The organism is Martelella alba (assembly GCF_005217455.1).
In the GTDB taxonomy this organism is placed as follows: domain Bacteria; phylum Pseudomonadota; class Gammaproteobacteria; order Enterobacterales; family Enterobacteriaceae; genus Acerihabitans.
In genome coordinates this window covers 11681-35681 of the sequence record NZ_SZPQ01000036.1, presented here as the reverse complement: position 1 = coordinate 35681, position 24001 = coordinate 11681, and the positions used below count along the sequence as shown (strand labels likewise).

The following is a 24001-nucleotide window of genomic DNA, read 5'->3' as shown; positions in this document are numbered from 1 at the left end:
CCGGGAATGGCAGAATTACTACCGCTTTCCTCCACGCCCGATAGCGCGGAATATCTGCGCGCGGCGTTGAGTTCCCCGGTCTACGAAGTGGCCCAGGTCACGCCTTTGCAAACGATGGATAAGCTGTCCGGTCGCCTGGGTAACACGATTTTGGTGAAACGGGAAGACCGGCAGCCCGTGCATAGTTTCAAGCTGCGCGGCGCTTATGCCATGATAGCCGGCCTTAATGAAGAGCAAAAAGCCCATGGCGTGGTTACCGCTTCAGCGGGCAATCACGCGCAAGGGGTGGCGTTATCCGCCAGCAGACTGGGTATCAAGGCGCTTATCGTCATGCCGGTGGCCACGGCGGATATCAAAGTCGACGCGGTACGCAGTCTGGGCGGCGAAGCCCTACTCTACGGCGCCAATTTCGACGAGGCCAAGGCCAAGGCCATCGAGCTGGCGCGGGAATTCCACTATACCTTTGTGCCGCCGTTCGACCACCCGGCGGTGATTGCCGGCCAGGGCACCTTGGCGATGGAACTGCTGCAACAAGATTCGCATCTGGACCGCATATTCGTCCCGGTGGGCGGCGGCGGCCTGGCTGCCGGCATCGCGGTGCTTATCAAGCATCTGATGCCGCAAATCCAGGTTATCGGCGTCGAGGCCGAAGATTCCGCTTGCCTGCGGGCGGCATTGGATGCCGGCGAACCGGTGAATCTGACCCGGGTCGGCCTGTTCGCCGAAGGGGTGGCGGTGAAACGGATCGGCGATGAAACCTTCCGGCTCTGCCAGGCCTATCTCGACGATGTGATCACTGTCGATAGCGACGCCATTTGCGCGGCGGTGAAGGATATTTTCGAAGACGTGCGGGCGATCGCGGAACCGGCGGGAGCCCTGGCGCTGGCCGGCATGAAAAAGTATATTCAGCAGCATAACATCCGCGACGAGCGACTGGCGCACATCCTGTCCGGCGCCAATGTGAATTTCCATGGCCTGCGGTATATTTCCGAACGCTGCGAACTGGGCGAACAGCGTGAGGCCTTGATGGCGGTCACGATCCCGGAACAAAAGGGCAGCTTCCTGACCTTTTGCCAGTTGCTGGGCGGACGGGCGGTCACCGAGTTCAATTACCGATATGCCGATGCGGATAACGCTTGTATTTTCGTCGGCGTCCGTCTGACGCAAGGCCACATGGAGCGGGATGAGATCATTGCCGAATTGCAGTCCGGCGGTTATCAGGTCGTGGACCTGTCCGATGATGAAATGGCCAAACTGCATGTGCGCTATATGGTGGGTGGACGGCCGTCGAAACCCCTGCGCGAACGTCTGTTCAGCTTCGAGTTTCCCGAATCTCCGGGAGCATTATTAAAATTTCTGCACACATTGGGCACGTTTTGGAATATCTCATTATTCCACTACCGCAGTCACGGCACCGATTACGGCCGGGTACTGGCCGCCTTTGAACTCGGGGAAAACGAGCCGGAATTCGAGCGCCATTTGTCGGCGTTGGGCTACGAGTGTCATGACGAAACGCAAAACCCCGCCTTCCGGTTTTTTTTGCGAGGCTGAGGATGGCCGGCCGCCATCTCGGGAAGGCGCGCTCCCTGGATGACGGCCCGGCGAGCGCCTTGGCCAAGGGGAAAGGATTCCCCGGCATATGGGAGAATACCGCCCAAGGGGTTTACGGCGGGGTTCAACGTGCCAGTAATTGCCAAAACGCATCGATCAGCGGTTCCTGCAAGCGTTTAATCTGCACGCAGACCCCCAGTTCCAGCGGCGCGACCGCCGTGCCGTGTTCGATGATTTGCACCCGGCTGCGCACCGGCTCGGGACTGTTATCCATCACCACCGAGGGAATAAGAGCGATGCCGCAGCCCAGCGCCACCATGGAAACGATGGCCTCATGGCCGGCTACGGTGGCGTAGATGAGCGGATTGGCAATCCGGTTACTGCGAAACCAGTGATCGATACGGCGGCGCGCCGGGCCGTGTTCCGGCAGGATGAACGGCGTGCGGGACCAATCGGGCTGCTCGGCCAGCGCTTGCGAGCGTACCGGGCAGGGCAACGCGGGGGCGATCAGGATCATGGGGATCTGGCCGATCGGCGCAAAATCGATGCTGGCGGGCAAGATCTCCGGATGTCCGGCGATCCCCAGGTCCGCGTCGCCGGATTGCACTTTGTCCACGGCATCGGCGGCATCGCCGGTGGTCAGTTTGATTTCCACCAGCGGATGTTCGGCGCGGAAACGATCCAGGATAGGCGGTAAATGGCTGTAGGCGGCGGTCACTGAACAAAACAGCCGTAGTTCGCCGCTTAGCGACGGCCCGTGCTGGCCCAGACGATGGGACAACTGCTGATATTGCAGCAATGTCTGTTGGGCGAATACTTTCAATTGCTCGCCGGCGTCGGTAAGTTGCACCGTGCGGTTGTCGCGCAGAAACAGTACGCGCCCAACATCTTCCTCCAGCCGCTGGATTTGCCGCGACAACGTGGAAGGGCTGACATGGGTCGCCTTGGCCGTGCGTCCGAAATGGCGGCTTTCCGCCAGATGAAGGAACAGTTTCAGATCCCTAAGGTCCATGATGTGCGCCGCCTGATATTGTATTGCATGATCTGCAATGTGAGATTGTTAATATATCAATTTAAGCAACGTAATACATGTTTTATAGTGAATACCAAACCGAACCCGCCCGACAGGCGCCCCCGGTTTCGCCCGCGAGCCGAGGCAGCGCGCCGCCGCCAGACGAAAGCGGCGGCCTATCCGGCGGAAAGACATGAACAGCATGACGACATACCCTTTATGGAGCATAGAATGTCCAACTACTTCAACACATTGAGTTTGCGGCAACAACTGGAACAATTAGGTAAATGCCGCTTTATGAACCGGTCCGAATTCGCTGACGAAGCGGGTTATCTGAAAGGCAAAAAAGTGGTGATAGTGGGATGCGGCGCCCAGGGGCTGAACCAGGGCCTGAACATGCGCGATTCCGGTCTGGACATCTCTTATGCATTGCGTCAGGCCGCCATTGATGAAAAACGTCCTTCCTGGCGCAAGGCCACCGAGAACGGTTTCAAAGTGGGCACTTACCAAGAGCTGATTCCCCAGGCCGACCTGGTGGTGAACCTCACGCCGGACAAACAGCATTCCGCCGTGGTGAAAGCGGTGCAGCCGCTGATGAAAAAAGGGGCGGCGCTGGGTTATTCCCATGGGTTCAATATCGTCGAAGTGGGCGAACAAATCCGTAAAGATATCACGGTTATCATGGTGGCGCCCAAATGCCCCGGCACCGAGGTGCGGGAAGAGTACAAACGCGGTTTCGGCGTACCGACCCTTATCGCGGTGCATCCGGAAAACGACCCGCAGGGCGAAGGCATGGCGCTGGCTAAGGCTTGGGCCGCCGCCACTGGCGGCCACCGCGCCGGCGTGCTGGAATCCTCCTTCGTGGCCGAGGTGAAATCAGACCTGATGGGCGAGCAAACCATTCTGTGCGGTATGCTGCAGGTGGGTTCGCTGCTGTGTTTCGATAAGCTGGTGGCTGATGGCATCGACCCCGCCTATGCCGGCAAGCTGGTGCAGTACGGTTGGGAGACCACCACCGAAGCGCTGAAACAGGGCGGCATCACCCTGATGATGGATCGGCTGTCCAACAGCGCCAAATTGCGTGCCTGGGCCTTGTCCGAGCAGTTGAAAGCACTGATGAAACCGTTGTTTGAGAAGCATATGGACGATATTATCAGTGGCGCGTTTTCCAGCGGCATGATGGCCGATTGGGCCAATGATGATGTGAAGCTGCTGACCTGGCGCGAAGAAACCGGCGCGACGCCGTTTGAGAATGCGCCGCAATACGATGGTAAAATCAGCGAACAAGAATATTTCGATCACGGCGTGCTCATGATTGCCATGGCGAAAGCCGGCGTGGAACTGGCGTTTGAAACCATGACCCGTTCCGGCATTATCGCCGAATCGGCTTATTATGAATCGCTGCACGAGCTGCCGCTTATCGCCAATACGATTGCCCGCAAGCGTTTGTATGAAATGAACGTGGTCATTTCCGATACCGCCGAATACGGTAATTACCTGTTTGCCAATGCGGCCATTCCGTTGCTGAAAGAGAAATTCATGGCAAGCGTGCAGCCCGGGGATATCGGTAAACCTGTGCCCGACAGCGCCATTGACAATGCTCAATTACGCGATGTCAACGAGGCTATCCGCCAGCATCCCATTGAAACCGTCGGCGCCAGGCTGCGCGGTTATATGACGGATATGAAGCGTATCGCGGTGGCCAACTGAGGCTTCGTTACTGTACCGATAATGTCCGATTATGGGATAAACCGGCCTTGCGCCGGTTTTTTTATCGCTCATGCCGCGGCATACGGACGGACCTGGCGGGCGGGCCGGGCGAATTTGTCGACGTACCCCGTCGCAGAACCGGCGTCTGACCATGAGCCGCATTATTATTGAGTTTGGTGATTGTGAGGGCGACCCTCTTCGCGTGAAGTGGCGATGGCACAGAATCGTGGACAGGCTCCCTCCGCCGGCCCATTACGGTCAATTTCATCGCCGCTTTCTGCTACAATCTTCCTCCGTGTTTTTGTACCGCCAGGAGTCGAAAAGCCTTATGCGCCTCAATCCCAGCCAGCAACACGCCGTCGAATTCGTTACCGGGCCTTGCCTGGTGCTGGCCGGCGCCGGTTCGGGCAAGACCCGGGTCATCACCAATAAAATCGCCCACTTAATCCGGCAGTGCGGTTATCAGGCCCGGCACATCGCGGCGGTGACCTTTACCAACAAGGCCGCGCGGGAAATGAAGGAGCGGGTGGCGCAAACGCTGGGCCGGCAGGAGGCGCGCGGCCTCACTATCGCCACATTCCATACCCTGGGCCTGGAAATCATCAAACGGGAACACCGGGCGCTGGGCATGAGCGCCAAATTCTCGCTATTTGACGAATACGACCAGCAGGCGCTGCTTAAAGATCTTACCGAGAAATGGCTTGAAGGCGACAAAGATCTTTTGAAACAGTTGGCCTCGGCCATCGGCAACTGGAAAAACGATCTGCTTGATCCGGCGCAGGCCGCCGCCTCGGCACGTTCCGAGCGGGAAAAGCTGTTCGCCCATTGCTACGGCCTTTACGATGCGCACCTCAACGCTTGCAATATCCTGGATTTCGACGATTTGATTTTGCGCCCCACGTTATTGCTGCAACGGGACGCCGAAGCGCGCGAGCGCTGGCAGAACCGCCTGCGCTACCTGCTGGTGGACGAATACCAGGATACCAATACCAGCCAGTATGAACTGGTCAAAATGCTGGTGGGCGCCCGTTCCCGTTTCACCGTGGTGGGCGATGACGACCAATCCATCTATTCCTGGCGTGGCGCCCGCCCGCAAAATCTGGCCCTGCTACGCCAGGACTTCCCTCAATTGCAAGTGATCAAACTGGAACAGAATTACCGTTCCACCGAGCGTATCCTCAAGGCCGCCAATATCCTGATCGCCAATAATCCCCATTTGTTCGAAAAACGCTTGTTTTCCAGCCTGGGTTATGGCGAAGAATTGAAAGTGGTGGTCGCCAATAACGAAGATCACGAAGCGGAGCGGGTCGTGGGCGAGCTGATCGCCCACCGTTTTATCCATAAAACCCGTTACCGCGATTACGCCATTCTCTATCGCGGCAATCACCAGTCCCGGTTATTTGAAAAAATGCTGTTGCAAAACCGCATCCCCTACCGCATTTCCGGCGGCACGTCATTCTTTGCCCGACCGGAAATCAAGGATTTGCTGGCTTATTTGCGGGTATTGACCAATCCGGACGATGACAGCGCCTTCTTGCGGGTGGTAAATACGCCCCGGCGGGAAATTGGTCCGGCGACCTTGCAAAAACTGGGCGAGTGGGCGGCGACGCGCGGTAAAAGCCTGTTCGCGGCAAGCTTCGACGTTGGTCTCGGTCAGACGCTTACCGGTCGCGGCCTGGAGGCCTTGCAGCATTTCACCGTCTGGATGGCGCATATCGCCCGGCAAGTGGAAAGCGAACCGGTGCCGGCGGTAAGGGATTTAATTCGCGGCATGGAGTACGAAAACTGGCTTTATGAGACGTCCCCCAGCCAGAAGGCCGCCGAGATGCGGATGAAAAATGTCGATCAGCTGTTTTCCTGGATGGGCGAAATGCTAACGGGAACGGAACTGAATGATCCCATGACGCTGGATCAGGTGGTGGCGCGTTTCACCCTGCGGGAAATGATGGAGCGGGGAGAGGACGACGAAGAGCTCGATCAGGTGCAGTTAATGACGCTGCATGCCTCGAAGGGCCTTGAGTTTCCTTATGTCTTCCTGGTGGGCATGGAGGAAGGGTTGCTGCCGCACCAAAGCAGTATCGATGAAAACAATATTGAGGAAGAACGCCGGCTGGCCTATGTGGGAATCACCCGCGCGCAAAAGGCGCTGACGTTCACGTTATGCAAGGAGCGGCGCCAATATGGCGAGATGATCCGCCCCGAACCCAGCCGGTTTTTGCTGGAATTGCCGCAGGACGATTTGGCCTGGGAACGGGGACAGAAAACCGTCAGCGCCGAGGAGCGCATGTCCCGGGGCAAAAGCCATGTGGCCAACCTCCGTGAACAACTGGCCAAATCTCGCGAACGCAAAGTCTGAACCCACGGCGCCGGCCGCCGAATCATGCAGGCAACGCTTCTTCCAGTAATAACGGCCAATGGACATAGCTTTGCCACTGGCTTTCGTGTTCCAGATACTCCGCGCGCAACGGATGTGCCTGCAACCACCCCTGGGGGAGCAGAACATGCAGGGTATCGTCTTCCGCCCGCAATGTGATCGCCGGCACCGTGCCGTCGCGCCGCCGGATGGAGAAGATAATCGCCAATCGCATCAGCCGGCAGAGATATTGCGCTTGGCGGGGTGGCAGGCTATTTTGCTGATTGAGCTGCGCGACGTCGATTTGCTGACTTTGATTGAGCAATAGCGTGGCGACCAGCTTTTGCTGGGCGGGCGTAAACCCGGGTAAATCGATGTGGCTGACAAGATAAGCGGCGTGTTGCGGGGCGTTTTTGATATCAATGCTCAAGCCGATTTCGTGGATCATGGTCGCGCAGTGCAGCAGGGCGAAACATCGTTCGTCAAGTCGCCATTGTCCGGCGACCTGGCGGGCGAGATCATCGGCCAGACAGCTAACCCGCCGCGCCTGACCGACATCCAACTGATAACGGCGCTGCAGGTTTTGCAGCGTCCTCTCCCGGATATCCTCGCACACCGACATGTTCAGCATGCCGTACATGATACCTTCACGCAGCGCACCGCCGGCCAGGGTCATGGTCTTGATGCCGAGTTCATGGAAAACCGCCAGCAGAATCGACAGCCCGCTGGGGAAAACCAGCGCCCGGTCGAGTGTCAATCCCTCGATTTCCAGTTCCTCGAGTTTACCGCACTGGATGGCGCGTTGTTTAAGCTGCAACAGCTTGCTGAGGGTGATATTTTCGTCCATACCCTGCGCCACCATGATCTCTTGCAACGCCTGCACCGTGCCGGAAGCGCCGACGCAAATCTGCCAGCCGCGGGACAACAGGGGGGACACCACGGGCCGAATCATGGCGCGAGCGGCCTGCTCGGCCTGGTCAAAATTCTCTTTGGTCAGGCTTCTATCAGTGAACCAGCGCTCCAGCCAGGTGACGCAACCCATTTCCAGGCTAAACAGCTCCAGCGCCTGCGCGCCGCGGCCCACGATCAGCTCGGTGCTGCCGCCGCCGATATCCACCACCAGCCGTTCATCGGAACCGCCGGTGGTATGCGCCACGCCCTGATAGATTAAGCGCGCTTCCTCCTCGCCGGTAATGACCTGCACCGGGCAACCCAGGATCTCGCCCGCCGGGCCGAGAAAATCGCCGGCATTGGTGGCGATACGCAGGGTAGCGGTCGCCACGACGCGGGTGTGGTCCGGCGGAATGTCCTGCAACTGCTCGGCGAATAATCTTAGGCATTGCCAGCCCCGTTGCATGGCGTCGCGGGAAAGCCGGTTATCGCCATCCAGACCCGCCGCCAGACGGACCTTGCGCTTGATGCGCGCCAACGTTTGCAGAGTACCGCCCACTTCGCGAACCACCAGCATGTGGAAGCTGTTGGAACCAAGATCGATAGCGGCATAAAGCGAGGATCCACTGTGCATCGCGTTAGCCCGGGCGTTTGCGGTTATGACGCGGCGCGGCGCCGCCGCGACGGGAAACGGAATGCCGCCGCGGGCCGGCGCCGGGACGGGGACGGGACAACCGTTTTGGCGCGGGAAGCCCGGTCAGCAGCGCGTCGCTATTGTATTTACTGACGGGAATCTGATGGCCGATATAACTTTCGATGGCCGGCAAATTCAGGGCATACTCCTCGCAAGCCAGGCTGATGGACGAACCGCTTTCACCGGCGCGCCCCGTCCGACCGATGCGATGTACATAATCTTCGCAGTCATCGGGCAGATCGTAATTGAATACATGGGTCACCTGCGGGATATGCAAGCCGCGGGCGGCGACATCGGTAGCCACCAGAATATCCAGCACGCCGTGGGTGAATTCATCCAAAATGCGCAACCGGCGCTTTTGTGAGACATCGCCGGTCAACAGCCCGACGCGGTGACCGTCCGCCGCCAGATAGCCCCATATTTCCTCGCAGCGGTGCTTGGTATTGGCGAATATGATACAGCGATCCGGCCACTCTTCCTCGATCAGGGTTTGCAGCAGGCGCATTTTTTCTTCATTGGACGGATAAAACAATTCTTCCCGTATCAGGTGGCCGGTTTTCTGTAGCGGCTCAACCTCTATGTACTCGGCGTTATTCATATGTTCGAACGCCAGCTCGCGCACCCTGTAGGAGAGCGTGGCGGAGAACAGCATATTGAGCCGTTGTTCAACCGAGGGCATACGGCGAAACAACCAACGGATATCTTTGATGAAGCCCAGATCGAACATCCGATCAGCCTCGTCGAGCACCACGACCTGGATATTGCCCAGGTTGACATAGTTCTGCTTGGTGTAATCGATAAGACGGCCGGTGGTGCCGACCAGAATATCCACGCCGGCTTCCAGCACTTTGAGTTGCTTGTCGTAACCGTCGCCGCCGTAGGCCAGGCCCATTTTCAGGCCAGTCGCCTGGGCTAAGGGTTCGGCATCAGAGTGGATTTGCACCGCCAGTTCGCGGGTCGGCGCCATAATCAACGCCCTTGGCTGATTGATCTGGCGCTGTTCGCCGACGGGGTGGGTGAGTAGATGATGAAACGCGGCCGTGAGGAAAGCCAGCGTTTTGCCCGTTCCGGTTTGCGCCTGGCCCGCGACGTCCTTGCCTTCCAGTGTAATGGGCAACGTCAATGCCTGGATGGGCGTGCAGTTACTAAACCCTTTACTTTCAAGGGCTTTAATAATCAGCGGGTGCAGGGCGAAGTCGGAGAACTTCTTTTCGGTTAAGTGTGTTTTGCTCATAGTGTGGTAGAATAACAGTTAACTATTGCATTACGAAAGCGTATCCAGTGAAATAAAGTCAAGCCGGTGTCGGTAGAGCCTAGTACGACTGGATAAAAATAATCCTGTGGAGTAAAACATGAGCGATAAAATTATTCACTTGAGTGACGATAGCTTCGACAAGGATGTGTTGCAGGCCAAAGGTTCATTTCTCGTCGATTTCTGGGCGGAATGGTGCGGCCCTTGCAAAATGATTGCCCCCATCCTGTCCGAAGTATCCGAAGAATATGAAGGTAAACTGACCGTCGCCAAGCTGAATATTGATGAAAACCCCGCCACGGCGCCCAAATACGGCATCCGCGGCATTCCGACGTTGTTGCTGTTCCGGGACGGGGAAGTGGTGGCCACCAAGGTTGGCGCGCTATCCAAAGGACAACTGAAAGAGTTCCTGAACAAAAATTTGTAATGTCGCGCGGGTGAGTCCTTCAGGGTGTCGGCGTTCATTACGTTTTCTCGTATTGAGCGCTGGACGCCCGCCAAGAACCGTGCTAAGTTTATGTCCACTGCATTTAGATCTTACCCGTAGCTTGAATCTCAGCTTTACTCATTGCCAGAGTCCCGTTGTTGTCCCGTGGTTTTAGAACAGCATTGGCGCGTTCAAGCAAGGTGTTCAGGCAATCTGGATTTGAATTGATCCTTTTAGGCGTTCTCAACCTTCAGTCTTCTAGTATTCATTTTGCATGATTTGCTGTTCATCAGCCCAAACGGGATATACTGGAATCAAATGCCGTTAGACAGGCACGAATTTACGCTGCCATACCATCCACAAAAACAGTTCGAGAATTACCCCGAGTTTAAGAACCCACCATTATGAACCTTACCGAATTAAAAAATACGCCGGTTTCTGAGCTGATTACTCTCGGCGAGAATATGGGCCTGGAAAACCTGGCCCGCATGCGCAAACAGGACATCATCTTCGCCATCTTGAAGCAGCATGCCAAAAGCGGCGAAGATATCTTTGGCGACGGCGTGCTGGAAATTTTGCAGGACGGCTTCGGTTTCCTGCGTTCCGGCGACAGTTCCTATCTGGCCGGTCCGGACGATATCTATGTATCCCCCAGCCAAATCCGCCGTTTCAACCTGCGTACCGGCGATACCATTTCCGGCAAGATACGGCCGCCGAAAGAGGGTGAACGTTACTTCGCGCTGCTGAAAGTCAACGAAGTCAACTACGACAAGCCGGAAAACGCCCGTAATAAGATATTGTTCGAAAACCTCACGCCGCTGCACGCCAATTCGCGTCTGCGTATGGAACGCGGCAACGGGTCCACGGAAGACCTGACGGCCCGTGTGCTGGATTTGGCGGCGCCTATCGGCCGCGGCCAGCGCGGCCTGATTGTGGCGCCGCCGAAAGCCGGTAAAACCATGTTGCTGCAAAATATCGCCCAAAGCATCGCCTACAACCATCCCGATTGCGTGTTGATGGTGCTGCTTATCGACGAACGGCCGGAAGAAGTGACGGAAATGCAGCGCCTGGTCAAGGGCGAGGTTATCGCGTCGACGTTCGATGAGCCGGCTTCCCGGCACGTACAGGTCGCCGAGATGGTCATCGAAAAAGCCAAGCGCCTGGTGGAACATAAAAAAGACGTTATCATTCTGTTGGACTCCATCACCCGCCTGGCCCGGGCCTATAATACCGTGGTTCCGGCGTCCGGCAAGGTCTTGACCGGCGGCGTGGACGCCAATGCCCTGCATCGTCCGAAACGCTTCTTCGGCGCGGCGCGCAATGTGGAGGAAGGCGGCAGCTTGACCATTATCGCCACCGCGTTGATTGATACCGGTTCCAAGATGGATGAGGTTATCTACGAGGAGTTCAAGGGCACCGGTAACATGGAGTTGCATCTTTCGCGCAAAATCGCCGAAAAACGCGTATTCCCCGCCATCGACTACAACCGATCGGGCACCCGTAAGGAAGAATTGCTCACCACGCAGGAAGAACTGCAAAAGATGTGGATTCTGCGTAAGATCATCCATCCGATGGGCGAGACTGACGCGATGGAATTCCTGATTAATAAGTTGGCGATGACCAAAACCAACGACGAATTCTTCGACATGATGAAACGCTCCTAAACAATAAAAACTCGGGCAACGCCACGTCAAAACGTGGCGTTTTTTGTTTCAGATGCTAGGATAGTCGCATCTTGCTTGCCGTACCTTTAAATAAGGCTAAGCCAGGCGGTCTTTTTGCTTCATTAAACCTGACCGGCAGTCAGGGAGGATGAAAAAAGATGCACAAAACAATAATTCAGTGTCATGGAATTTGATGGCGACTGAGGCAAAAAGTATGGGACGAACATCGCGTTAGCGTCTCAAAACGGCCCGATGGACGCAGAGAGCTTTCAATTGTGAACTTACTCAATATGAGTACTGACTTTATTGCCATTTTTGTTTTTTCAATGGTTTTTCTCTTGTTAGCGCGCAAGGTAGCCAAGAAAATAGGCTTGGTAGATCGGCCCAACTACCGCAAACGTCATCAGGGACAGGTTCCATTGGTCGGCGGTATTTCAATATACGCCGGTCTCTGTTTTACATTTATTTACACTGACCAGTTTGTGCCCCATGTCGGGTTGTATTTGCTCTGCGCCGCCATTCTGGTTATTACCGGTGCCCTTGACGACAAATACGATATCAGCGTGAAATCCCGCGCCACAATCCAAGCCCTGGTGGCTATCGTCATGATGGCGTATGGCGGGCTGTATATCAATAGTCTTGGTTATATTCTCGGGCCGTGGGAGATGGTGCTCGGCCTTTTCGGTTATCCAGTGACCCTGTTCGCCGTCTGGGCGGCCATCAATGCCTTCAATATGGTCGACGGCATCGATGGGTTGCTGGGCGGACTTTCCTGTGTCTCGCTCGGCGCCATGGGCATACTGATGTGGTTGGACAACAACCCTGGCCTGGGTCTGTGGTGCTTTGCGATGATTGCCGCCATCATGCCGTATATTTTGCTCAATCTTGGCGTGTTCGGCAGGCGCTACAAGGTGTTTATGGGCGATGCCGGCAGCACCATGATAGGCTTCAGCATTATCTGGATTATCCTGCAAAGCACCCAAGGCACCGGGCATCCCATGAATCCGGTCACGGCGCTGTGGATTATCGCCATTCCGCTGATGGATATGGTCGCCATCATGTACCGCCGGATGCGCAAGGGGATGAGTCCGTTTTCCCCCGATCGGCAACATATCCATCATCTTATCATGCGAGCCGGCTTTAGTTCCCGTCAAGCCTTTGTTATCATTACAGTTGCCGCGGCGCTACTGGCAGCGTTCGGCGTTGCCGGCGAACGCTGGCTGGTCTGGCCCGAATCAGTGATGATGCTCCTGTTCGTGCTGGTCTTTCTACTTTATGGCTATCTGCTTAAATGCGCCTGGCGCGTCGCCCGTTTCGTTAAACGGACGAAACGCCGGTTCGCCAACAGGAAAAACACCGCCGTGCATTCTTCGGAGAGGAAATGAAATCGGACATGCAGGCCAGCGCGCAGTCTGGGCAGCTTGATAATGAACTGGATATTCACGGACTCATTCTCAAGCTATGGCGGGGCAAAGGCTGGATTGTCGCCACGGCGGCGCTCTTTGCCATTATCGCCCTGGTGTACAGTTTTATCGTCAAACAGGAATGGACGTCCACCGCCATTACCGATCGGCCGACCGTGAACATGCTGGGCAGCTATTTTTCGCAGCAGCAGTTTCTACGCAACCTGGATGTGAGGAATACCACCTTACCCACCGCGGATACCGCGTCCATCAGTGACGATGCCTACCAGGAATTCATCCGGCAGCTCTCTTCCTACGATACCCGGCGCGAATTCTGGCTGGGTAGCGCTTATTACACCGCCCGTAAGGAAGGTCATGCCCATGCTGATGCTGTGCTGCTGGATGAACTTATCGACGATATCCGGTTCATTCCCCGCGACGACGGCAAACACCAGCCTGATCAGGTGATGTTGACGGCGGAAACGGCGGCGGATGCCGATACCTTGCTGCGCGCCTATGTCGCGTTCGCCAACCAGCGGGCGACCGGCCTGCTCAACGAAGACGTCGCCGTCGCCTGGGCGGCGCGCACCGTCTCGCTGAAAGCCCAGGTCAAACGGCAGGAAGCCGTGGCCAAGGCGATTTACGATCGTGATGTGAACGCGCTTCGCCAAGCGCTGGATATTGCGAAGCGGCAAGGCATCGGTCATAGTCAAACCAGCGCCGAGGCGGACGCATTGCCGCCGTCGGCGCTGTTTCTGCTGGGGCAGCCGGAATTACAGGCCAGATTGCTGGCATTGCAGGCCGCCGGTCCCGGTTTTGATGTAGAATATGATCAAAATCGCGCGATGTTGTCGACGCTGAATGTCGGGCCGACATTGCAACTTCATTTCCAGACTTACCGTTATTTAAGGACGCCCGAGGAACCGGTTAAACGCGACAGGCCTCGCCGGGTTTTCCTGCTTATTCTCTGGGGGACCGTGGGCATGCTGGTCGGCGCGGGTATAGCGCTGATTCGCCGCCGATAACGCCGTCACAGCCCGGAATAACAGGCATCAACTCGGATGGATGCGCCGCCCGCCACGCGGCAGAACTTAAACGAACCACCCCGGTGGTTCACTCGAGACGGAAGGGAATTGCTGTGAAAGTGTTGATCGTCTTCGGCACCAGGCCGGAAGCCATCAAAATGGCACCGCTCTCCTTGGCCCTGGCCAAGGATCCTGCTTTCGAGTCAAGGATCTGCGTTACGGCCCAGCATCGGGAAATGCTGGATCAGGTGCTAAGGTTATTCGCCATCGCGCCCGATCATGATCTGAATATCATGAAGCCGGATCAAGGGTTGACCGAAATCACCAGCCGGATCCTGACCGGTATGAAGCCGGTGCTGGAATCTTTTCAACCTGACGTGGTGCTGGTGCATGGCGATACCACCACCACCTTCGCCGCCAGTCTGGCGGCTTTCTACCAGCATATCCCGGTCGGTCATGTAGAGGCGGGACTGCGCACCGGCAATCTTTACTCCCCCTGGCCGGAGGAGGCCAATCGCAAGCTGACCGGCCATTTGGCCATGTATCATTTCGCGCCTACTGAAAACGCCCGGCAAAATCTGCTGCGCGAGGGGGTGGCGTCGGAGCGGATTTTTATTACCGGCAACACGGTCATTGACGCCTTGTTCTGGGTTCGCGACCGGATCATGAACGATGCCGCGCTACAGGCCAATCTGGAACAGCATTACGATTTCCTTGACCCACAAAAAAAACTCATTCTGGTCACCGGTCATCGCCGCGAAAGTTTTGGCGACGGTTTCGAGCGTATTTGCGGCGCGCTGGCCCACATCGCCCGTCTGCATCCCGAGGTGCAAGTGGTTTATCCGGTTCATCTCAATCCCAATGTCAGCGGACCGGTCAATCGCATATTAAGCGGCATCGCCAATATCAAGCTTATTGAGCCGCAGGAATACCTGCCGTTCGTTTATCTCATGTACCGGTCGTACATGATCCTGACCGATTCCGGCGGTATTCAGGAAGAAGCGCCCGCCCTGGGCAAGCCGGTATTGGTGATGCGGGAGACCACCGAACGGCCCGAGGCCGTGGCGGCAGGTACGGTGCTGCTGGTGGGCACTGATCCTGGCAGGATCCAGGCCGCCGTATCGGCGTTGCTTAATGACGCCGGGGAATACCAGACCATGAGCAAGGCGCACAACCCCTATGGTGACGGGCAAGCCTGCCGGCGTATTATCGAAGCCCTCAAAAATCATCAGGTGAAAATATGAGTTTTGACACAATATCCGTCATCGGTTTGGGCTATATCGGCTTGCCCACCGCGGCGGCGTTTGCTTCGCGCCGTAAACGGGTCATAGGCGTGGATGTCAATCAAATAGCGGTGGACACCATCAACCGCGGCGAAGTCCATATTATCGAGCCGGATCTGGATCGGGTTGTGAAAAATGCGGTGGAAAACGGTTGTCTGACGGCGGTCACCCGGCCGCAGGCGGCGGACGCCTTCCTCATCGCCGTGCCCACGCCTTTCAAGGATGGTCATCAACCGGACCTGTCCTTTGTCCGATCCGCCGCGCTATCGTTGGCGCCGGTATTGAAAACCGGCGACCTGGTCATTCTTGAATCCACCTCGCCGGTAGGCGCCACCGAACACATGGCGCAATGGCTGGCGCAGGCCCGGCCGGATCTGCGTTTTCCCCAGACGGCGGGAGAACAGGCCGATATCAATATCGCCTATTGCCCGGAGCGCGTGCTTCCGGGCAAAGTGATGGTGGAACTGATTAAGAACGACCGGGTGATAGGCGGCATGACGCCTCGCTGTTCGGCGAGGGCCAGCGAGCTGTACCGAGTCTTTCTGGAAGGGGAATGCGTCGTTACCCATGCCCGCACCGCGGAAATGTGCAAACTGACTGAAAACAGTTTCCGTGATGTCAATATCGCGTTCGCCAACGAATTATCGTTGATCTGCGCCGAACAGCAAATCGATGTCTGGGAACTGATCCGTCTGGCCAACCGTCATCCGCGCGTTCACATCCTACAGCCGGGACCGGGGGTGGGAGGCCACTGCATCGCGGTTGATCCCTGGTTTATCGTGGCGCAGAACCCCAATCTGGCCCGCTTGATCCGTACCGCCCGCGAGGTGAACGACGGGAAGCCGGACTGGGTGGTGGATCAGGTCAAGGCGGCGGTGGCGGATTGCCTGTATCACACCGACAAGCGAGCGGGCGAAGTCGTGATAGCCTGCCTGGGCCTGGCGTTTAAACCGGATATCGACGACCTGCGCGAGAGCCCGGCAGTAGCCATCACCCGCCGGATCGCCGAGTGGCATCGGGGAACGACGCTTGCGGTGGAACCCAATATCCTGGCCTTGCCGGCGATGCTGGCGGAGCGAACAACGCTTGCGGGATTGGATGACGCCCTTGCCAAAGCGGACATCCTGGTCATGCTGGTGGACCACCGCCAGTTTAAATCCGTGCCCGCCGATGCGGTTACCCAGCCATGGGTGGTGGATACCCGGGGGGTATGGCGGTGAGACGCATATTGATTACCGGCGGGGCGGGTTTTATCGGCTCCGCGTTGGTCAGGCTTATCATTACCGCGACCCCGGACAGCGTAATGGTGGCGGATAAACTGACCTATGCCGGCAATCTGGACTCACTGTCGCCGGTATCAACCCACCGGCGCTACGCGTTCCGGCGGTTGGATATTTGCGATGGCCCGGCCCTAAGGCAGACACTGGAAGACTATCGGCCGGATTGCATTATGCATCTGGCGGCGGAAAGCCATGTGGATCGCTCCATCGACGGTCCGGCCGACTTCATCCGCACCAACATCGACGGCACTTACCGCCTGCTCGAGGCCGCCCGCCGCTACTGGCAGTCGCTGGACGCGCCGCAGCAGGGGCGCTTTCGGCTGCACCACATTTCCACCGACGAAGTCTATGGCGACCTGGCGGACACCGGCGGGCTGTTTAGCGAAACAACTCCGTATGCCCCAAGCAGTCCCTATTCGGCGTCGAAAGCCGCCAGCGATCACCTGGTCCGCGCCTGGCATCGCACCTATGGCCTGCCCGTGCTTATCACTAATTGTTCCAATAATTACGGCCCCTACCAATTCCCGGAAAAACTGATACCGCTGGTTATCCTTAATGCGCTGGCGGGCAAGCCGTTGCCGGTCTATGGCGATGGTATGCAGATTCGCGACTGGCTGTATGTGGAAGATCATGCACGGGCGTTATATCAAGTGGTGGTGTCGGGGAAAATCGGCGAAACTTACAATATTGGCGGCGGCAATGAGCGTAAAAATATCGAGGTGGCGCAAACGCTGTGCGCCTTGCTGGACGAGCTGGCGCCTCGGCCGATCGGTGTGACGAGCTATAGCGATCGGATCGCGTTCGTGGCCGATCGCCCCGGTCATGATCGACGTTATGCCATTGATGCCGGCAAGATACAACGGGAGCTGGGCTGGCAGCCCGAGGAAACGTTCGACAGCGGTCTGCGCAAAACCGTGCAATGGTATTTAAGCCATGAGGCGTGGTGGCGAAGGGTTCAGGACGGCAGCTATTATTCCGGCGAGCGTCTCGGGCTGGCGCGCTGAGCCGCCGCCAATGGGCAGTCCGTTCCGGCCGGGTCGCCGGCCAAGCATGACGGCAGGAGAGCCTATGAAAGGTATCGTTCTGGCGGGCGGATCGGGCACCCGCCTTCATCCCATCACCCGCGGCGTGTCAAAACAGCTATTGCCTGTCTATGACAAACCGATGATTTATTATCCGTTATCGGTTCTGATGCTGGCCGGAATCCGTGACATCCTGATTATCACCACGCCCGACGATATGCCTTTTTTCCAACGTCTGTTGGGAAATGGCGACGAGTTCGGCATCCATCTGCATTATGCGCCGCAGCCCAGCCCCGATGGCCTGGCGCAAGCTTTTCTGATAGGCGAGACATTCATTGGCGGCGAACCAAGTTGCCTTGTGCTGGGCGATAATATCTATTTCGGCCAGGGGTTCAGTCCGAAACTGAAACAGGTGGCGGCCAGGGACAAGGGCGCTACCCTTTTCGGCTATCAGGTCATGGATCCTGAACGTTTCGGCGTGGTGGAGTTTGATGATGATTTCCGCGCGTTGTCGTTGGAGGAGAAACCGGCCAAGGCCCGGTCCAACTGGGCGGTAACCGGCCTGTATTTCTACGACGCACAGGTCACGGATTTCGCCAAGCGAGTCAAGCCCTCGTCTCGCGGCGAACTGGAGATCACCACTATTAACCAAATGTACCTGGATCGCGGCGAATTGACGGTGGAACTGCTGGGGCGGGGGTTCGCCTGGCTGGATACCGGTACCCATGACAGCCTTATCGAAGCCAGCACCTTCGTGCAAACGGTGGAAAAACGGCAAGGTTTTAAAATCGCTTGCCTGGAAGAGATTGCCTGGCGCAACGGCTGGTTGGATGACGACGGCGTTCGCCACGCGGCGAGGGCATTGGCCAAAACCGGCTACGGCCAGTATCTTGTGAATCTGCTTAATGCGCGTTTGCGGCAATATTGACCTCCTGCGCTGGGAAAGCCGGTTCTTCGGCTTCTCTAACGCCCGACTGGTATGCGACCCGGCGGGACCGCCGGTCGAAACGCAGCGGCTGGATGCGTTTGCGGTAGTGCAGGCCAAAGTGGCGGCCGATGATCCGCAACAGGCCGATGCGCTGGCGGCGCTGGGTTTTCGCCTGGTGGAGGGGGAAATCGACCTTGGCGTCCGACTGACGGCGCCGGCCGGCGCCGCCGAGTGGCAGGCCTGCGTGGCGGCGGGGCTTCGCCTTGCCCAACGCGACGACATTCCGGCGTTACGCCGTTTGGCCGCCACGGCGTTCACCCTGAGCCGGTTTCGCGAACCCTGGTATCGCCAGGAAGATAACCGGCGGTTTTACGCGCTTTGGGCGGAAAACGCCGTGCTTGGCCGATTCGATCACCATTGTCTGGTGATAGGCCGGTCCGACGCCGTTCTCGGCATGGTCACCCTGCGGGAACTCGGCGGCGGGCAAATGCGCATCGGTCTGCTGGCGGTGGATCCCGCCCAGAAAGGACGGGGTTATGGCCGCCTGTTGTTCCAAGGGGCGTTGGCCTGGTGCCGCCAGCAGGGTCGGCAAGGCTTGCGGGTTGCGACCCAGACTGGCAATATCGCCGCGTTACGGCTTTATATAACCTGCGGCGCCAACATTGACAGCGCCGCTTACTGGTTCTACAGGTGAACACATGATCCCGTTTAACGCGCCACCGGTGGTGGGTACCGAAATCGAATTTATGCGCCGGGCGATGGGCAGCGGCAAACTGTGCGGCGACGGCGATTTCACCCGGCGTTGCCAACAATGGCTTGAACAGCGGTTCGGCAGCGCCAGGGCGCTGCTGACGCCCTCTTGCACCGCGTCCTTGGAGATGGCCGCCATGTTACTGGACATCCGTCCCGGCGACGAGGTAATCATGCCGAGCTACACCTTCGTCTCCACCGCCAACGCCTTTGTGCTGAGGGGCGCGGCTATCGTCTTCGTGGATATTCGCCCTGATACCATGAATATGGATGAAACCCTGATCGAAGCGGCCATCACGCCGAAAACCCGTGCCATCGTGCCTGTGCATTATGCCGGTGTGGCCTGTGAAATGGACACTATCATGGCCCTGGCGGAAAAATACCGCCTCTGGGTGGTGGAAGATGCCGCCCAAGGCGTCATGGCCGCTTACCGGGGCCGGGCGTTAGGCGCTATCGGCCATATTGGTTGTTTCAGCTTTCACGAAACCAAAAACTACACCGCCGGCGGCGAAGGCGGCGCGGCACTGATAAACGATCCGGCTCTGGTGGAGCGGGCGGAAATTATCCGGGAAAAAGGCACCGATCGAAGCCAGTTTTTCCGCGGGCAGGTGGACAAATACACCTGGCGCGATATTGGCTCCAGTTATCTGATGGCCGATATCCAGGCCGCCTATCTCTGGGCGCAACTGGCCTCGGCCGAGCTTATCAATCAGCGTCGGCTGACTATCTGGAATCGCTACTCAGATGCCCTAAAGCCGCTGGCGGAGCAAGGTCGTATCGATTTGCCGACAATTGCGCCGGGTTGCGCGCAGAACGGCCATATGTTCTACATCAAATTGCGCGATGAACAGGACCGCGCGGCGTTCATCCGCCATATGAAAGCGGCGGATATTCTGACCGTTTTTCACTATATCCCCCTGCACGACAGCCCTGCAGGGCTGCGTTTCGGGCGTTTTCACGGTATGGACCGCTTTACCGGCCGGGAGAGCCGTCGTCTGGTCAGGCTACCGCTGTTTTATAATCTCGCTGACGGCGATCAGGCCAAGGTTATCGCGGCGATTTTGGGTTATTTCGCCTGACATGTCGCTGGCCAGGGCGTCAATCTGGACCGCCGGGTCGACGGCGGTCAAAATCGCGGTCGGTTTGCTGGTAGTGAAACTGCTTGCGGTGTCGTTTGGGCCGGACGGAGTCGGCCAGGCCGGCAATTTCCGGCAACTGGTCACGGTCTTGGGCGTCTTGTCCGGCGCGGGCATTTTCAATGGTATCACCAAATACGTCGCCCAATACCAGCAACAACCGGCTCAATTGCGCAGGGTGCTGGGTACCGGTTCCGCCCTGGTGCTGGGTTTTTCCACCCTGCTGACGGCGGTTTTCCTGCTGGCCGCCGATCCTATCGGCCGCGGGTTGTTCGGGCATGATCGCTACCGCCAGGTGATCTACGCGGTGGCATTCATCCAACTTGGCATCGCCTATGCCAATCTGTTGATGGCGATTCTGAAAGGATTTCGTGACGCGGCGGGCAATGCATTGGCGGTAGCCGGCGGCAGCATTCTAGGAGCGGGCGCTTACTTACTGAGTTATCTGATAGGCGGTTATCCGGGCGCCTTGGCCGGTCTGGCGCTGGTGCCGGCCGCCGCCCTGGCGCCGGCGGCGGTGATCCTGGCCCGGCGGAATTTTATCAGAATCGGCGATTTGCGACCGATGCTGGACCGGACATTAGCGGTGCAACTGGGTAAATTCACCTTAATGGCGGTGATGACATCTTTTACCTTACCGCTGGCCTATATCATGATGCGAAACCTGCTGGCGCGGCAATACAGTTGGGCTGATGTGGGCATATGGCAGGGCGTTAGCAGTATCTCCGACGCCTACCTGCAATTTATCACCGCATCGTTCTCGGTTTATCTGCTGCCGACGCTGTCCCGTCTGACGGACAAGCGCGATATCGCCAGGGAAATCGGCCGCGCCCTGCGGTTTGCGTTACCGGCGGTGGCGTCCGTCAGCTTGCTGCTGTGGCTGCTGCGCGATCTGGTGATCCGCCTGCTGTTGTCGGCGCAATTTGATGCTATGCGTGATTTATTCGCTTGGCAACTAGTCGGCGATGTATTGAAAGTGGGTGCTTACATATTTGGCTATCTGGTGATCGCCAAAGCCTCGCTGCGCTTCTACTTTCTAACTGAAATAAGCCAATTCGCGTTGTTGATGGCATTTTCACACTGGCTGATACCCCGCCATGGCGCCCTTGGCGCCACGCAAGCCTATATGGCGACCTATATCGTCTATTTCATTCTGTGCGGCGGCGTGTTCATCCTTTATATCAGGAACAAAAAACCGTGTTGATTCATGTGCTAGGCGCCGATATTCCCCACCACAACCTGACGGTGCTGAAGTTTTTCAATGATCACCTGGCCGAGGGGTTGCCCGCCGGCCAGGCGCGGCAATTCATGGTAACCGCCAAAGACGGCGCGGCCTTAGCCGCTTTCCGGCAGTTGACGCTGCAAATCTTCCCTACCCAGGCGGCGCTGGCCAAAGCGGTGGTCGCCCGCGCCGCCGCCGAGCCGGGCGTGCGATTTTTGCTGCACGGTCAATTCAACCGGGGCCTGTGGCTGGCCTTGCTCATCGGACAATTGCCCGGCGCCAGGGTTAGCTGGCATATTTGGGGCGCGGATTTATATGAAGATTCCCGGCGTTGGAAGCACCGACTGTTCTATTTACCGCGCCGTTACGCCCAAGGCCGGGTGGGACATGTCTTCGCCACTCAGGGGGATCTGTCGGTATATCGGCGCAGGCATCCCGGCGTACCGGCAACGACGCTCTATTTCCCGACCCGCATGAACCCCAATCTGTCTTATCGGCCGCCAGCGGACGAGCCAGACCGATCGCTGACTGTCCTGGTGGGCAACTCCGGCGACGCCTCCAACCGTCATCTCGACGTACTGGCGTCCATCCATCGGCAATTTGGCGCCGGGACCAGGGTCATTGTCCCGCTGGGGTATCCGGCCCATAACGACGCCTATATCGCCCGGGTGCGCGAGGCGGGCGAAAAATGGTTTCCCGGCCGGCAACTGCAATTGCTCACCGAACCGGTTATGTTTGACGATTATCTGGCGTTGCTGCGACAATGCGATCTGGGTTACTTTCTGTTCAATCGCCAACAAGGCATCGGTACGCTCTGCCTGTTGATTCAATTCGGCGTGCCTTTTGTACTGAGTCGGCAAAACCCATTCTGGCAGGACCTGTCTGGACAGCAGGTGCCGGTTTTATTTCATGGCGACGACCTGAACATGGCGACGGTGCGTGAGGCGCAGCGGCAAATGGCCGAGGTGGACAAAAGCCGGATCGCGTTCTTTTATCCCAACTATGTACAGGGCTGGCGGCAGGCGTTGGCAATCGCGGCAGGGGAATATCTATGACATTGGGGCAGTTTGGCGGCTTGCTGGTGGTCTATTTGCTGTCGTTGAGCTTCGTCCTGACGTTGGCCTATCGGGAATTCCGGCGTATCAGGTTCAGCTTTAATGTGTTTTTTTCTTTGCTTTATCTGCTGACCTTCTACCTGGGCTTTCCGCTCAGCTGCCTACTGGTATTTCGTTATCACGTCCAGGTGCCGCCGGTGGGCGATTTACTCGAGGCATTGCTGGCGGCGACCGGATTTTACGCAATATATTATGTCAGCTACAAAACCCGCTGGTTCGCCCCGTCCGCAACCGCTGCGCGCCGAATAGTCCGATTCAACCGTGTGGAGACGCATCTGGCCTGGCTGCTGTTGGCGCTGATCGCGGTCGGAACCGTCGCTGTTTTTTTTATAAATAACGGTTTCCTGTTGTTCCGATTGCACTCCTACAGCCAGATCTTTTCCCGCGATGTTTCCGATGTGGCGCTTAAGCGCTTTTTCTATTTTTTCATCCCGGCGATGCTGGTGGTATATTTCCTCAAGCCGGATCGGCGCCGCTGGTTTTTCTTCCTGTGCAGCACGGTGGCGTTCGGGATTTTTACCTATTTAGTGGTGGGCGGTACGCGGGCCAATATTATTATCGCTTTCGCCCTGTTCCTGTTCATCGGCATTCAGCGCGGCTGGATCAATTTATGGATGCTGGCCGGCGCCGGCATTATGGCGATAGGGGGGATGTTCTGGCTGGCGCTTAAGCGCTATGGATTAAACGTCAGCGGCGATGAAGCGTTCTACACGTTCTTGTATTTAACCCGGGATACGTTTTCCCCCTGGGAAAATCTGGCGTTGCTCCTGCAAAATTACTCTAAAATCGATTTTCAGGGGCTGGCGCCCATCGTGCGGGATTTCTATGTGTTCATCCCGTCCTGGCTTTGGCCGGATCGTCCCAATCTGGTGTTTAACAGCGCCAATTATTTCACTTGGGACGTGCTGAACAACCATTCCGGGCTGGCGATTTCGCCGACGCTCATCGGCTCGCTGGTGGTGATGGGCGGCGTGTGGTTCATACCCCTGGGCGCCGTCGTGGTGGGGCTGATCCTGAAGGGATTCGATAGTCTCTACGAGCGAGGCAAGGCGGCATCCGATCGCTATCGTTCGGCGTTGCTTCAATCGTTCTGCTTCGGCGCGGTGTTCAATATGATCGTACTGGCTCGGGAAGGCGTCGATGCGTTTGTGTCACGCGTGGTGTTTTTCGCCTTTGTCTATGTGCTTTGCCTGGTAATGGCTAAAGTTATGTACTGGGTGTTCAACCGCGCGGGACTGATCCGTCCCCGGCGGACGCGCGGCGCAACAGAGGCGTTGTAATGG

Annotated in this window: 19 protein-coding genes; 16 read left to right on the top strand and 3 right to left on the bottom strand. The window is 57.4% G+C overall.

Annotated features, from left to right (window positions below; all coding sequences use genetic code 11):
• Window positions 1-6: 6 nt before the first annotated feature.
• The gene (gene ilvA, locus FCN80_RS19965; protein WP_136992061.1) at window positions 7-1551 is read left to right on the top strand and encodes a threonine ammonia-lyase, biosynthetic; all 1545 of its coding nucleotides are present in this window, start codon (window positions 7-9) and stop codon (window positions 1549-1551) included.
• Window positions 1552-1675: 124 nt separating this feature from the next.
• On the opposite strand, the gene ilvY is transcribed toward ilvA, so the two are convergent.
• Entirely contained in the window at window positions 1676-2563 is an 888-nt protein-coding gene (gene ilvY / locus FCN80_RS19960) for an HTH-type transcriptional activator IlvY (RefSeq protein ID WP_136992060.1), read from the bottom strand.
• A gap of 231 nt (window positions 2564-2794) precedes the next feature.
• Between ilvY and ilvC the strand changes: the two genes are divergently transcribed.
• Both ilvC and rep read left to right on the top strand, forming a co-directional pair.
• On the top strand, window positions 2795-4273 hold the full coding sequence (ilvC, locus tag FCN80_RS19955) for a ketol-acid reductoisomerase (protein ID WP_136992058.1): 1479 nt from the start codon (window positions 2795-2797) through the stop codon (window positions 4271-4273).
• Between the two features lie 328 nt (window positions 4274-4601).
• Complete coding sequence (gene rep, locus FCN80_RS19950) at window positions 4602-6629, top strand: DNA helicase Rep (protein WP_136992056.1); 2028 nt, start codon at window positions 4602-4604, stop codon at window positions 6627-6629.
• Window positions 6630-6651: 22 nt separating this feature from the next.
• Here the strand turns inward: rep and gppA are convergent, their stop codons facing one another.
• Together gppA and rhlB are read right to left on the bottom strand one after the other, a co-directional pair.
• Window positions 6652-8151, bottom strand: a complete 1500-nt coding sequence (gene gppA / locus FCN80_RS19945; protein ID WP_136992054.1) for a guanosine-5'-triphosphate,3'-diphosphate diphosphatase — start codon at window positions 8149-8151, stop codon at window positions 6652-6654.
• A 4-nt stretch (window positions 8152-8155) separates the two neighbouring features.
• The gene (gene rhlB / locus FCN80_RS19940) at window positions 8156-9445 is read right to left on the bottom strand and encodes an ATP-dependent RNA helicase RhlB (RefSeq protein ID WP_136992052.1); all 1290 of its coding nucleotides are present in this window, start codon (window positions 9443-9445) and stop codon (window positions 8156-8158) included.
• 118 nt (window positions 9446-9563) lie between these two features.
• On the opposite strand from rhlB, the gene trxA reads away from it, so the two are divergent.
• From trxA to wzyE, 13 genes are all read left to right on the top strand, one after another.
• Entirely contained in the window at window positions 9564-9890 is a 327-nt protein-coding gene (gene trxA / locus FCN80_RS19935; protein WP_136992050.1) for a thioredoxin TrxA, read from the top strand.
• A 404-nt stretch (window positions 9891-10294) separates the two neighbouring features.
• Window positions 10295-11554 (top strand): transcription termination factor Rho, encoded by a 1260-nt coding sequence (gene rho, locus FCN80_RS19930; protein WP_136992049.1) that lies wholly within the window; start codon window positions 10295-10297, stop codon window positions 11552-11554.
• A 290-nt stretch (window positions 11555-11844) separates the two neighbouring features.
• Window positions 11845-12939, top strand: a complete 1095-nt coding sequence (gene wecA, locus FCN80_RS19925; protein WP_373880353.1) for a UDP-N-acetylglucosamine--undecaprenyl-phosphate N-acetylglucosaminephosphotransferase — start codon at window positions 11845-11847, stop codon at window positions 12937-12939.
• The gene (gene wzzE / locus FCN80_RS19920; RefSeq protein WP_136992046.1) at window positions 12936-13982 is read left to right on the top strand and encodes an ECA polysaccharide chain length modulation protein; all 1047 of its coding nucleotides are present in this window, start codon (window positions 12936-12938) and stop codon (window positions 13980-13982) included. Before wecA ends, wzzE begins: the two co-directional genes overlap by 4 nt.
• 113 nt (window positions 13983-14095) lie before the next feature.
• Window positions 14096-15226, top strand: a complete 1131-nt coding sequence (gene wecB / locus FCN80_RS19915) for a non-hydrolyzing UDP-N-acetylglucosamine 2-epimerase (protein ID WP_136992044.1) — start codon at window positions 14096-14098, stop codon at window positions 15224-15226.
• Window positions 15223-16485 (top strand): UDP-N-acetyl-D-mannosamine dehydrogenase, encoded by a 1263-nt coding sequence (gene wecC / locus FCN80_RS19910; RefSeq protein WP_136992043.1) that lies wholly within the window; start codon window positions 15223-15225, stop codon window positions 16483-16485. The genes wecB and wecC overlap by 4 nt, the downstream gene beginning before the upstream one ends.
• The gene (gene rfbB / locus FCN80_RS19905) at window positions 16476-17549 is read left to right on the top strand and encodes a dTDP-glucose 4,6-dehydratase (RefSeq protein WP_170975467.1); all 1074 of its coding nucleotides are present in this window, start codon (window positions 16476-16478) and stop codon (window positions 17547-17549) included. Before wecC ends, rfbB begins: the two co-directional genes overlap by 10 nt.
• 64 nt (window positions 17550-17613) lie before the next feature.
• Window positions 17614-18495 carry a glucose-1-phosphate thymidylyltransferase RfbA gene (rfbA, locus tag FCN80_RS19900; protein ID WP_136992040.1) on the top strand — a complete coding sequence of 294 codons (882 nt, stop codon included), beginning with the start codon at window positions 17614-17616 and terminating at the stop codon, window positions 18493-18495.
• Window positions 18473-19189 (top strand): dTDP-4-amino-4,6-dideoxy-D-galactose acyltransferase, encoded by a 717-nt coding sequence (gene rffC / locus FCN80_RS19895; protein WP_136992038.1) that lies wholly within the window; start codon window positions 18473-18475, stop codon window positions 19187-19189. The genes rfbA and rffC overlap by 23 nt, the downstream gene beginning before the upstream one ends.
• A 4-nt stretch (window positions 19190-19193) precedes the next feature.
• Window positions 19194-20324 (top strand): dTDP-4-amino-4,6-dideoxygalactose transaminase, encoded by a 1131-nt coding sequence (rffA, locus tag FCN80_RS19890; protein WP_136992036.1) that lies wholly within the window; start codon window positions 19194-19196, stop codon window positions 20322-20324.
• A gap of 1 nt (window position 20325) precedes the next feature.
• Window positions 20326-21585: a lipid III flippase WzxE gene (gene wzxE / locus FCN80_RS19885; protein WP_136992034.1), complete on the top strand. Its 1260-nt coding sequence runs from the start codon at window positions 20326-20328 to the stop codon at window positions 21583-21585.
• A complete protein-coding gene (locus tag FCN80_RS19880; protein ID WP_230492805.1) occupies window positions 21579-22658 on the top strand; it encodes a TDP-N-acetylfucosamine:lipid II N-acetylfucosaminyltransferase in 1080 nt (359 codons plus the stop codon). Before wzxE ends, FCN80_RS19880 begins: the two co-directional genes overlap by 7 nt.
• Window positions 22655-23998, top strand: a complete 1344-nt coding sequence (gene wzyE / locus FCN80_RS19875) for an ECA oligosaccharide polymerase (protein ID WP_136992031.1) — start codon at window positions 22655-22657, stop codon at window positions 23996-23998. Before FCN80_RS19880 ends, wzyE begins: the two co-directional genes overlap by 4 nt.
• Window positions 23999-24001: the final 3 nt, after the last annotated feature.